Genomic DNA, 12,686 nt, shown 5'->3' with positions numbered 1-12,686 from the left:
TTAAGGAGATGGTTCTCTTGCGCTATCTAAAGATGTTAGCCTAAATGAACTACTTTGAAAGAGGTGTTTATCAAAGACAATATCCGAAATACCCCAGACATATTGTTTTTGTAACAGTATCTCCCTTTCTTCTCACTTAAGAAGGGTTCTATTTTCGAATAGAGCCCTTCTTTTTTGCTTGGGCCAATCACTGCTCGGCTGCCTGGTTATAAAAGAAGGAAGCCGAAATTAAGCTTCCTTCTTTCGATATATTTTTTTAAAGCTATACGAAAAGAAAACAATAAGCAAGAAAAGAGAGACAATAAAATAAACAGATAAAATAGCAGCCTGTTGCCACATCGCAGAAAAGTCACTGGTGAACATGACATCCCGAAATCCGGCCACCGCATAGCTCATTGGCAAAAAGCGATGAAGCGGTTGAAGGGCTGGAGCAATCAACTCAACGGGATATGAACCGCCGCTAGTCGTTAATTGCAAAATGAGCACGATGAGTGCAATAAACCTTCCGGGATTTCCGAGAGCTGTTGCAAGAAACATAATCAAGCTTGAAAAAGAAATGCTCGCGATAAAGCTAAACAATAAAAATAATGGCGTGCTTGCCACCTTCATATGAAAAGCGAGCAATAAAAATGAAGCGGATATTAATGATTGGCCTAATAAAACGACAAACAAGACAGAATACTTGCCTAAAAACCATTGAAGCCCGGAGGCAGGGCGGGAAGCCGGATCTTTTAATGAATAAACGGTCGTTAACATTAAAGGGCCGACAAAAAGCCCGAGGGATAGAAAATAAGGGGTAAAGCCCGCACCGTAAGTAATCCCTTTCGTTAATTCCTGACGTTTAATTTTAACCGGTGCCGCAAACATGGCGTTGCGGGCATTATTAGCACCCTTTACTTTTCCGACTGCATTCGATAAATCCCCTAATCCTTTTGATAGGTTTTTTGAACCGTCCAACAGCTTCTTTTCTCCAGTAGCCAACAATGTGACCGATTGAATTAACGTTTGCCATCCTTTTGCTGCTTGTGACGTCCCTTCCGAAATTTTCTTCGCGCCTCTTTTTAAGGCAATACTTCCACTTGCTGCTTTTCTAAACTGATTTAAATAAGTATTGAATTGGGCAGATACAGTCGGCTGAACGGAAGAAAATAACGTTTCGTGTTTTGTTTTAAATGTTTGGAGCCTTGACGCCATGGTTGAAAGCTCGTTTTCGATAGATGTGAACTCGGCAGCAGTCATAGAATTGGCAAGATTCTGGCTAAGAGTAAGCAAGGCTTGGAAATTTGGGTCATTTGTAACTTCCGGATGCATGGCAGCATATTGTTTTAAATCTGATTGCAGCCGAGCGGTTGTATATTTCATTTGATTCATTTGATTTCTTGATTGATTTACTATAGAGGTAACTCGATCCATTCGATTCGTAATCTCTGTAAGACCAGCCCGCAATTTTGGATAGTTTTGATCGATAAATTGGGCTAAATTCCTTGCATCAGCTGATATTGTATCGAGTTTCCGTTCAAATTGAACCAGTCCATTACTCAGCTCAGACGTTTTTTGATAAAGCAAAGATGCACCCGAAGCCAATTGGTTGATTGAAGATTGCTGTCTTATTAACCCGCTTAACAGTTGATTGGACTTGGTATAGAGATTGTCCAATCCGCTACTAAGATGATTTGCCCCTTTGCTTGCCTTATCAATAGCGTTAGAAATGTTGCCAAATTGTTTAAATAAAACATCCGTATAATGTTTTGTAATATTTTCTGAAATGGTTTCTCTTAATTTTTCAGAAGCGGTGTCCGTTATTTTTGTTGAGACAAAGTTATAGCCCGTATTCGGGATATATTCAATCGTTGCTCGCTTTGGCTTGTTTTGGATGACACTGATGACATCCTTTGAAAAATCTTTCGGTATTTGAATCATCGCGTAATAGCGATTTTTTCTTAGACCATAAGTTCCATTTTGCTTAGAGACAAACTTCCATTTTACGTTTTTGTCTTTCCGTAATTCACCAACAATATCATCCCCTGCTGAAATCGTCTCTCCTTTATAGCGAATCGGCTGATCCAGATTGACTACTGCTACAGGGAGCTGTTTAATCTTTCCATAAGGGTCCCAAAAGGCCCAAACAAACAAACCGGAATAAAGAGTAGGGATAAGGATCACGGCAATGATTGAGAGCAAAAGCATTTTATTTCGAACAATGGCAAGCCATTCAGCGTGTATCATCGTTTCATCTCCTGACAAAAAACATCGTTATTAATATCACCTTGAAGGATAAAAATATGAATTCGTTTGTTTTATTGAAAAAATAAGGCTATAATGAAAACGTGGTGTATAACTAAATATTGTATTTTCCTTCGGGGTCGGGTGAAATTCCCAACCGGCGGTGATGAAGCAACGCTTCTTAGCCCGTGACCCATTCTAGAAGCTAGATGTGAGAAGTGAGACGTTAGATTTTTCCAGCTTCCAATCTCTAATCTCCAATCTCTAGAATGGTGGATTCGGTGAAATTCCGGAGCCGACAGTATAGTCTGGATGGGAGAAGGAACGAGAGAGCTTTTAACTTTTAAAAAATTGAAATGTTAAAGGTTTATTTTGTTATTGTTAAGTAACCCCGGGAGTAGTTGTTCTTCCGGGGTTGTTATTTTTATTTAGTGAAAGAAGGTGAGTAAATGAGAGATGAAACGTTTATGGAGCTAGCGCTCAAGCTGGCGGAAAGTGCGAAGGGACAAACAAGTCCGAATCCGTTGGTTGGGGCAATTGTTGTGAAAGATGGCCAGGTTGTCGGTATGGGGGCCCATTTAAAGGCGGGAGAACCTCATGCTGAAGTCCATGCTTTAACTATGGCAGGAGACAAGGCGAAAGGAGCAACAATCTATGTAACACTGGAACCGTGCAGTCATTTCGGGAAAACCCCTCCATGTGCCGATTTAGTCATTGAACGGGGAATAAAACGCGCAGTCATTGCAACGACCGACCCAAACCCGCTCGTTAGCGGCAAAGGCATTCAAAGACTGAAAGAAGCTGGCATCCAGGTTGACTTCGGTTTAATGAAGGACCGTGCGGACGAATTAAATGCAGTATTTTACCACTTTATAAAAACGAAAAAACCGTTTGTCACATTAAAAACAGCTACAAGCCTTGATGGAAAAACAGCCACGTCAACGGGTGAAAGCCAATGGATTACGTCAGAAGCGGCCAGGCTGGATGTCCATCGTTATAGGCATGAGCATGATGCGATATTAGTTGGCATTGGAACGGTTTTAAAAGACAATCCCTCTCTCACCACTCGACTCCCAAACGGCGGAAAAAACCCAATCCGTATTATTTTAGATACCCATTTACTTACCCCGATTGATAGCAATATGATTTGCGACGGGAAGGCACCAACCTGGATTGTGACAGGAAATGAGGTCAAGCCCGAAGCGAAACACCCATACGAAGAAAAAGGCATTACAATTTTGTCAATGAATAAAAAAACGATCGACATTTCGGATGTATTGAAAATGCTTGGGAAGCGAGGAATCACTTCCATATTTGTTGAAGGAGGCGCAACGGTAAACGGAAGCTTTCTTCAGTCCGGCGAAGTAGATCAAGTGATCACATATGTCGCTCCTCTTTTAATTGGCGGGCAAAATGCGCCTACTTCTTTTTCCGGTGAAGGCTTTCGCGAATTAGAAAAAGCGCTCCATTTAAAAATTAAGTCGGTTGAACAAATCGGTCCTGATATTAAAATTATATCGGTTCCGGAAAGGGAGTAACGCCATGTTTACAGGAATAGTTGAAGAAATCGGGTCCATTCGTTCCATTCAAAAAGGACATGAAACCATCGTTCTTACAATTGAAGCAAAAGCCATTTTAACAGATGTCAGGCTTGGAGACAGCATTGCTGTAAATGGTGTTTGTTTAACCGTTACCTCTTTTACCGGCAATCAATTTACAGTTGACGTTATGCCTGAAACGTATCGGCATACGGGTTTAAAAGAATTAACGAGCCGCTCAAAGGTAAATTTGGAACGGGCGATGGCAGCGGGCGGAAGGTTTGGCGGGCATTTTGTAACCGGGCATGTTGATGGTGTCGGTGAGATTGTCTCGAAAAAGCCAGAACAAAATGCCATCTATTATCAAATTAAATTGCCGGAAGAGTTGGCAAAATATTGTATGGTGAAAGGTTCCGTCGCTATCGATGGGACAAGTTTAACGATTTTTGAAGTGAATGACGATACGGTTACGGTCTCGCTTATTCCCCATACCGTTTCACATACGATTCTTGGCGAAAAAGGAAAAGGAGATCGTGTCAATATAGAATGTGACATGCTTGGTAAATATGTCGAAAACTTTTTAACAGCAAGGCAATCGAAAAAAGAAACGAAAAGCCTTCTTACTGAAGCGTTTTTACAAGAACATGGGTTTTAGGGGTCGTACTACTAGATAAGACAGGAGGGATTGTTGATGTTTAACACAATTGAAGAAGCAATAGCCGATTTAAAAGCCGGAAAAATGGTCATTGTTGTCGATGATGAGGATCGGGAAAATGAAGGGGATTTCGTAGCGATTGCTGAAAAAGCGACACCTGAAGTCATCAATTTTATGGTGACCCATGGGCGGGGGCTTGTTTGTAGCCCGGTGTCAGCAGAAATCGCCGGGAAGCTTGATCTTACGCCAATGGTTGCGCAAAACACTGATACACTTGGAACGGCATTTACCATTAGTATTGATCATATCACGACAACAACTGGAATTTCCGCTCATGAACGGGCAAAGACGGTAAAGGCAATTGTTGATGAACGTTCGAAAGGAAGCGATTTTAAACGGCCGGGACATATTTTCCCGCTTATTGCTAAAGACGGAGGAGTGCTTCGCAGGGCTGGCCATACTGAAGCGGCAGTTGATCTGGCACTTCTTGCAGGGGCGAAACCGGCAGGAGTCATTTGTGAAATTATGAAAGAGGACGGAACGATGGCCCGTGTCCCTGAACTGGAAAAATTAGCAAAAGAGTACGGATTAAAGCTCATTACAATTAAAGATTTGATCGAATATCGGCGCCATCGCGAAAAATTGGTAAAAAAAGAAGTGGAAATTACATTGCCAACAGAATTCGGAGAGTTTCGGGCGGTTGGTTTTTCAAATAGTCTTGATCAAAAAGAGCATGTCGCTCTTGTAAAGGGTGAAATCGATCCGGAAAAACCGATCCTCGTTCGAGTTCATTCAGAATGTTTGACAGGAGACGTATTTGGTTCGAATCGTTGCGATTGCGGGCCTCAGCTCCACGCTGCACTCTCGCAAATTGAAAAAGAAGGAAATGGGGTTCTTCTTTATATGCGCCAGGAAGGAAGGGGGATTGGCCTCCTCAATAAAATGAAGGCGTACAAGCTGCAAGAGCAAGGCTATGATACGGTCGAAGCAAACGAACAGCTTGGCTTTGCGCCTGATTTAAGAGATTATGGCATCGGGGCGCAAATTTTAAAAGAGCTGGGCATTAAAAAAATGCGCTTACTAACAAACAACCCTCGAAAAATAACGGGTTTAAGCGGATATGATTTGGAAGTCGTTGAACGTGTTCCAATACAAATGCCAACGAAGAAAGAAAATGAAAATTACTTAAAAACGAAAAAAAGCAAACTTGGACATATGTTGCACTTTTAATCGAAAGTATAATGGAGGGAAATAAGATGAAAAACGTATTTGAAGGAAATTTAGTTGGAACAGGGTTGAAAATTGGCATTGTCGTTGGACGGTTTAACGAGTTTATTACCGGAAAACTATTAAGCGGAGCAGAAGATGCATTGAAACGACATGGAGTAGCTGAAGAAGATGTTGATGTAGCCTGGGTACCGGGAGCTTTTGAAATTCCTCTTATTGCTAAGAAAATGGCGGAATCTAAGAAATATGATGCGGTTATCGCACTCGGCACTGTCATCCGCGGGTCTACTCCGCATTTTGATTATGTATGCAACGAAGCGGCCAAAGGCATAGCATCGATTTCGTTAAATACAGGTATTCCAGTCATGTTCGGCGTCCTTACGACAGAATCAATCGAACAAGCAATTGAACGAGCCGGAACAAAAGCCGGTAACAAAGGATGGGAAGCAGCTGCAGCCGCGATCGAAATGGCGAACTTAAGCCGTCAATTCCAATAAGACAAAAAAGAGTGATCGATTCATCGATCACTCTTTTTACGTCTATCTATCCGCCAAATCAGGCACTCTATCCGCCAAATCAGGCACTCTATCCGCCAAATCAGGCACTCTATCCGCCAAATCAGGCACTCTATCCGCCAAATCAGGCAGGCAATCTTTTTAGCTCATTTTCTTTTCTTCAATCGGAGCAGGTAAGCCAAGTGGTGTTTCTTTTTTCACAAGTTTCCGGTGTTCTCCTGCTGCCGTTTTAACGATAGAAGCTAGCAACATAATCATCCCCAATATAAGCAATATTGTAAAGATTTCATGATAAGCACCGAGAACAGCCGATTTTTTTGCGTTAGCGATAACGGTATAAAGCGCAAGACCTTTTGCCTCCGTTAACGTATGCCCGCTGTTCAAGAAATGATGAACCAAGTTCGAGAGCTCCAGGTTCACTTCAAGGTCTGCCTTACTTACATGACCTCTAATTAGTTCGTAATGGATGGCGTTTTCTCTGTAGATAAACCAGCCGAGAATGGATGCGCCGATTGCCCCGACATAGTTGCGAATCCCGTGAAGAGAAACGGAGCGGTGAGAGGCGTGATGAAGATCACCTGCAAGCGCCGTTCCGAGCGCCCCTGAGACAAGGGTCATACTAATTCCTATCCCTAAACCGGCCATTTGCACATTGAGCCACATTAAAGAAGCTTCCGGCTCAACATGTCTCCATTTCATGCTTACAAATATAATAAGCAGTGACCCGATCATACCAAGCACCCCGGGCCCGATGACATCGTATAAAAAAGTACAAAGAATCGCGGAAACAACAACTCCTAAAAAGAAACAGAAATAAAAGTATGAAAAATCATGGAAAGTAATGTTTTTAATGCTGCGTAAAAATCCGTTGATTCCGGCGAGCGTTACAACTAGAGAAACGTGGCCAGCGACAGCCATGATCGTACCCGAAAGCGTTTTTGGGCTTTTTAACGCGCGAAATGGGACTAACGGATTTTTCGCCTGCCAGTCGTTATAAATAAATAATACCATCACAATCGTAGCTGCCAGGAAGAACGGCCAGACGAATATAGAATCAAAGCCTTTGTTTTGTAAATTGACGACCGGAAAGGCAAGAACAACTGTGAGAAGAACTAATAAAAATACTCCCGTTTTGTCAATGGCACTCTCCTGTTGTTTTTCGTCCGGCTTTTGTTTCGGCAAAATAATAGATCCGACAATCAAACAAAGAACCGAAGCAAAAATATTAATCATGTACGGCCAGCGCCAATCGTCCGTGCTTAATGATAGCGTTCCAAAAAATGCACCGACGGCGGAAGCCCCGAATAAACCGGTAATGACGAAAAATAAAAATAAATGCCGCACCCGGTTTGGGAATGAAACTAATTTTACAGGAAGAATAGTTAAAAACAACATCCCTGCGGCCAATCCTTGAATCGTCCTGCCGAAAATGAGCGGCATTAATCCTGAAGATAGACAGTCGATAATCGTTCCACACATAAAAATAAAGACGAGCGGAAGATACGTTTTCCTAACGCCATATTTTCGCGACAGGGCTCTTCCAAGCGGAACACCAAGGGCGAATGCAAGATTAGAAAGACCCGAAGGAATCAACATATCATTCGTGCTTAACTGAAACCTATTTTGAATGATCATTTGATTAACCGTATACGTTAAATTTAAAAAGTATTGAGGCCCGATAGAAAAAATCGTTAAAATCGAAATGATAAAGTATTTAGGAATACTTTTTTTGCTTTGATTAGATAGCGTTTGAGCGCTCATTTGAAAACCTCCTTTATTGCATCCAACAACTTGCATAATACAAGTTGTTGGATGCAATAAAGAACATTATACAACTTTTTGTAAATAAAGCAATAAAAAATGAGATTGCTGCCGATCAATTAATGGCAACAACCCTTGTTTATCTGCTCCATTTTTTAAAATCCTGATTTAAACGAATCAAATTAGCTTCCAAAATCTCTAATTCTTCATTTGACCAGTCTTGAAGGACTTCTTTATATACGGCGTAGCGCGCTTTTTGGACTTTACGCAAAATGGCCTGTCCTTCTGCAGTTATCTCAACAAGACTGATGCGCCCATTTTGTGGATCGGGGAATCGATGGATAAACTGTTTAGCTTCAAGGCTGGCGACTTGTCTGCTTGCAGTAGAAAGATTAAGCATTAATTTATCGGCAAGGACATTAATGGCTAAAGGGCTATGGTTGTTTAGTTCACTTAAAAGAAGGTATTCAGAACGATCCAATTCCCCAAGCCGGGGGCTATACGCAGTTGTAAGCCTTACTAACAATGCAATTTCGTGCTCAATGATATGGAGTGACTCCTCTTTCATTTGCACACCTCCATTTTAGATGTAATGTTGCCATAATGATTAATATACCGTATTCATGAACCTTAACCAAGTATATTAGAGGTTAATGTTAAAAAAAGAAAATTGACCTATTGACACAATTGTTAGAACAGTGGTAGTATTAGCACTACTGATATACTACAAATTTATGGAAAGGATGGTAGTCATGGTATTATTAGCATATTTGTCCAATATGGATATGACCGTTCATTTTCAACTTCATACTGTGACTTGCCATTCGTCGGTTTAGAGGGATTTTTACGCCTTTTTTTACATAGTAACTTGCGCAGGTCACTTTTTTCCATTCGTGACCGCGCTTTTTTTGTGTTTTTTAAAAGCATGCCCGGCGAGTGGTATGCTTTTTTATTTTTTTCATACCGGGAGGAGAGGGAATATGTTTACAGTTTTGGTTAAGTTAGGTTGGTTTTTTAAACAATATTGGAAGCGATATACGATCGCCATTCTTTTATTGCTTATCGTTAATGTCCTTGAAGTGATTCCGCCAAAGCTTATCGGGATTGCGATTGATGATATAAATCTAGGGCGTCTGACAGCAGAGAAGCTTATGCAAACGCTAGCTGTTTTTCTTACCGTTCTTATTAGTAATTATGTGCTTACGTATATTTGGTCTTATCAGTTGTTTGGCGGGGCATTTGTCGTCGAGCGAATCTTGCGTTCCAGGTTTATGCGCCACTTAATCAAAATGACACCAACGTTTTTTGAAAAAAATCGTACCGGGGACTTAATGGCAAGGGCTACGAATGATTTAAAAGCCGTATCAGTTACAGCAGGGTTTGGCATTTTGACACTCGTTGACTCAAGCATGTATATGTTAACGATTCTAGTGACCATGGGATTTCTTATTAGCTGGAAACTGACGGCGGCCGCCATTCTGCCACTTCCAGTGATCGCTTTAGTTATCCAAAAGTATGGGAAAAAGGTGCATCAACGGTTTACAATTGCCCAGGATGCATTTGGCCATTTAAATGACCAGGTGTTAGAAAGTATTTCCGGCGTTCGTGTCATCAGGGCATATGTACAGGAAGAAGCGGACGTAAAACGGTTCGATGCGCTGACTGAAGATGTTTATGAAAAAAATATTGCGGTATCGAAAATCGATGCTCTATTTGAGCCGACCATTAAAATTCTTGTCGGGATCAGTTACATTATCGGTCTCGGTTATGGTGCCTATCTTGTCTTTCATAAAACGATTACGCTAGGAGAACTTGTATCATTTAACGTTTATCTTGGAATGCTGATTTGGCCAATGATTGCGGTTGGCGAACTGATCAATGTGATGCAAAGAGGAAACGCTTCCCTTGACCGCGTGAACGAGACACTTTCCTACGAGCCGGATGTAAAAAATGGCGAAGAGCTCATTTCGGTTGAAGTACCGGAAACGATTTGCTTTGATCACGTCCATTTCCGTTATCCATCATCAAAAACGGACAATTTAAGCGATGTGTCGGTTACGGTGAAACGCGGAGAAACACTTGGCATCGTCGGCCGGACGGGGAGCGGAAAAACAACCTTTATAAAACAACTTCTGAGGGAGTACCCGTTAGGCAAAGGTGAAATCACAATTTCAGGCGTATCGCTTGACTCCATTGCGATAGAAGATATTCAAGGTTGGATCGGCTACGTTCCGCAAGATACCATTTTGTTTTCAAAAACGCTTCGCGAAAATATTTTATTTGGTAAAAGTGAAGGATCTATTGAGGCGCTCAATCACGTTCTTGAGATGGCTTCTTTTAGCAAAGATGTTCACACGCTTCCGGAAGGGCTGAATACGCTTGTCGGCGAAAAAGGAGTCGCACTTTCCGGCGGGCAAAAGCAGCGTGTTTCGATCGCCCGTGCTTTGTTTATCGATCCTGAAATTTTACTTTTGGATGATGCTTTATCTGCTGTAGATGCGAAAACCGAAGCGGCCATTATTAACAATATCCGCACAGAGCGTGCAGGAAAAACGACATTCATCACCACTCACCGACTATCTGCGGTAGAACATGCTGATTGGATCATTGTCCTCGATGAAGGTCGAATTATTGAAGAAGGAACCCATGAGCAATTGCTCAAAAAAGACGGCTGGTATAAAGAACAATATGACCGTCAGCAAATTGAAGGAAATTTAAACGAAACGGCGGTGTGAAAATGAGTGTAGGAAAACGATTATTTCAATATGCGCTTCTTTTTAAGAAAAACATTTTTATCGGGCTATTGATGCTCGCTCTTGCAGTCGCCGCCGATTTGGCCGGCCCATTTGTCGCAAAACGAATGATTGATTCCAACATTCTCGGAATTGAAAAAACGTGGTTTGAAACAATGAATCATGGGGGCGACACTGTCGAATATCAAAATAAATGGTATAAAAGGAAAGACCATTTTGCAGCCGGGGAGAAGCGTGGAAGCGAAGCGCGCATCTTGCAAATTAATCGTGACTATTACTTTATTGCAGGACCAATTTCTTTTGATGGAGAACGAAAAGTAAAAGATGGAAACGTTGTTATTACAAATAAAGGCAAGTCCGAAACGTATAATGCAAGTAAACTTTCACGTAAAGAATTGTTCGCTTTTTATGCACCGGAAATTTTCGGTGTGCTAAAACTTTTAGGCATTTACTTTGGATTGCTCGTTCTAGCCTGTTTCTTTCAATACGGACAACGTTACATGCTGCAAGTTTCCGCAAATTTGGTCATTAAAAAAATTCGCCAGGATGTGTTCAGGCAAATTCAGCGTGTGCCGATTACGTATTTCGACAATCAGCCTGCGGGAAAAATCGTTTCACGAGTGACAAACGATACAGAAGCGATCAAAGAATTATTCGTTAATGTTTTGGCGAATTTTTTTACAGGAATGATTACGATTGCAGGTATTTTGATTGCGTTATTTATATTGGATGTCCGATTGGCAACTGTCTGCCTTGTCATCATTCCAATTTTAATCATCTGGGTGAAAGTGTACCGGAAATTCGCTTCCAAATATAATCATATGATTCGTTCACGTTTAAGTGACATAAACGGTATGATCAATGAATCGATTCAAGGGATGACGATCATTCAGGCATTCAGACGGCAAAAGGAAACGACAGAAGAGTTTGAGAAGCTTAACAACGAATATTGCACATACCAGAACAAAATGTTAAGCCTTAATTCTTTAACAAATCATAATCTAGTCAATGTCCTGCGAAATCTTTCGTTTGTTGCTGTTATCTGGTATTTTGGCGGCGCATCGCTTGGCGCGGGCACAGCCATTTCTCTCGGTGTTTTATATGCATTCGTCGATTATTTAAACCGGCTTTTTCAACCGATTAGCGGGATTGCTAACCAATTGGCTCAACTTGAACAATCACTCGTATCAGCGGAGCGGGTATTCGTCCTTTTAGATGAACCGGGAGTGGATGTTGCGAAAGAGCCCATTCAAAGGTACAGAGGAAATGTTGTTTTCGAGAATGTTTCTTTTAGCTACGACGAAGGAGAAAACGTGCTAAAAAATATTTCAATTGAAGCAAAGCAAGGGGAAACAGTGGCGTTAGTCGGTCATACCGGATCTGGAAAAAGCTCGATAATGAATCTCCTTTTCCGTTTTTACGATGTGAAAGAAGGGAGAATATTGATTGATGGTGTTGATATAATGAAAATGTCCAAACAAACGCTTCGCCAGCATATGGGCATCGTCCTTCAGGATCCGTTTTTATTTACAGGAACGATCTACTCTAATGTCAGCCTTGACGACCCATCTATTTCAAGAGAAAGAGCAGAGAAAGCACTCAAAGATGTAGGGGCATGGGACTTTATTAATAGCTTGCCTAACGGATTGGATGAGGCGGTCATTGAAAAAGGCAGCACCTTGTCTTCCGGACAGAGGCAGCTCATTTCCTTTGCAAGGGCGCTGGCGTTTGATCCGGCAATCCTTATTCTTGACGAAGCAACCGCGAACATTGATACGGAGACCGAAGCGATCATTCAAGAAGCCCTCAATGTGGTAAAACGCGGACGAACAACTTTCATCATTGCCCATCGTCTGTCAACGATAAAAAATGCCGATCAAATTCTTGTCCTTGACCATGGAGAAATTGTTGAACAAGGCAACCATGATACGTTAATGGAAAAAGAAGGACGATATTATCAAATGTACCAACTTCAACAAGGAAAAACAAAAAAAGCTGTTGGTTAAATTGCAAA

General features: G+C 41.5%; 8 protein-coding genes, 1 pseudogene and 1 riboswitch. Of the genes and pseudogenes, 6 read left to right on the top strand and 3 right to left on the bottom strand.

Annotated features, from left to right (window positions below):
* Positions 1 to 228: 228 nt before the first annotated feature.
* The gene (locus tag WD019_RS14070; protein WP_425711907.1) at positions 229 to 2,226 is read right to left on the bottom strand and encodes a YhgE/Pip family protein; all 1,998 of its coding nucleotides are present in this window, start codon (positions 2,224 to 2,226) and stop codon (positions 229 to 231) included.
* Positions 2,227 to 2,349: 123 nt separating this feature from the next.
* Positions 2,350 to 2,551: riboswitch (FMN riboswitch) on the top strand.
* Between the two features lie 121 nt (positions 2,552 to 2,672).
* Here WD019_RS14070 and ribD point away from each other — a divergent pair.
* The 4 genes and pseudogenes from ribD (at position 2,673) to ribH (ending at position 6,140) form a co-directional block, all read left to right on the top strand.
* Positions 2,673 to 3,781 (top strand): annotated as a pseudogene (ribD, locus tag WD019_RS14065) (bifunctional diaminohydroxyphosphoribosylaminopyrimidine deaminase/5-amino-6-(5-phosphoribosylamino)uracil reductase RibD).
* Entirely contained in the window at positions 3,766 to 4,416 is a 651-nt protein-coding gene (gene ribE / locus WD019_RS14060; protein WP_425711906.1) for a riboflavin synthase, read from the top strand. The pseudogene ribD and the gene ribE overlap by 16 nt, the downstream one beginning before the upstream one ends.
* A 36-nt stretch (positions 4,417 to 4,452) precedes the next feature.
* The gene (locus tag WD019_RS14055) at positions 4,453 to 5,646 is read left to right on the top strand and encodes a bifunctional 3,4-dihydroxy-2-butanone-4-phosphate synthase/GTP cyclohydrolase II (protein WP_425711905.1); all 1,194 of its coding nucleotides are present in this window, start codon (positions 4,453 to 4,455) and stop codon (positions 5,644 to 5,646) included.
* Between the two features lie 26 nt (positions 5,647 to 5,672).
* Complete coding sequence (gene ribH, locus WD019_RS14050; RefSeq protein ID WP_026677177.1) at positions 5,673 to 6,140, top strand: 6,7-dimethyl-8-ribityllumazine synthase; 468 nt, start codon at positions 5,673 to 5,675, stop codon at positions 6,138 to 6,140.
* A 159-nt stretch (positions 6,141 to 6,299) separates the two neighbouring features.
* Here ribH and WD019_RS14045 read toward each other — a convergent pair whose 3' ends face one another.
* Together WD019_RS14045 and WD019_RS14040 are read right to left on the bottom strand one after the other, a co-directional pair.
* Positions 6,300 to 7,919 carry an MFS transporter gene (locus tag WD019_RS14045; RefSeq protein WP_425711904.1) on the bottom strand — a complete coding sequence of 540 codons (1,620 nt, stop codon included), beginning with the start codon at positions 7,917 to 7,919 and terminating at the stop codon, positions 6,300 to 6,302.
* Positions 7,920 to 8,058: 139 nt separating this feature from the next.
* On the bottom strand, positions 8,059 to 8,487 hold the full coding sequence (locus WD019_RS14040; RefSeq protein WP_425711903.1) for a MarR family winged helix-turn-helix transcriptional regulator: 429 nt from the start codon (positions 8,485 to 8,487) through the stop codon (positions 8,059 to 8,061).
* Between the two features lie 412 nt (positions 8,488 to 8,899).
* Between WD019_RS14040 and WD019_RS14035 the strand changes: the two genes are divergently transcribed.
* Both WD019_RS14035 and WD019_RS14030 read left to right on the top strand, forming a co-directional pair.
* Positions 8,900 to 10,654, top strand: a complete 1,755-nt coding sequence (locus WD019_RS14035; protein ID WP_425711902.1) for an ABC transporter ATP-binding protein — start codon at positions 8,900 to 8,902, stop codon at positions 10,652 to 10,654.
* A gap of 2 nt (positions 10,655 to 10,656) precedes the next feature.
* The gene (locus WD019_RS14030; RefSeq protein ID WP_425711901.1) at positions 10,657 to 12,678 is read left to right on the top strand and encodes an ABC transporter ATP-binding protein; all 2,022 of its coding nucleotides are present in this window, start codon (positions 10,657 to 10,659) and stop codon (positions 12,676 to 12,678) included.
* Positions 12,679 to 12,686 lie beyond the last annotated feature (8 nt).

The organism is Fictibacillus sp. Mic-4, from assembly GCF_049843615.1.
In the GTDB taxonomy this organism is placed as follows: Bacteria; Bacillota; Bacilli; order Bacillales; family Fictibacillaceae; genus Fictibacillus_A; species Fictibacillus_A gelatini.
The sequence above is the reverse complement of the archived record's forward strand: the minus strand, read 5'-3'. Positions and strand labels throughout refer to the sequence as shown.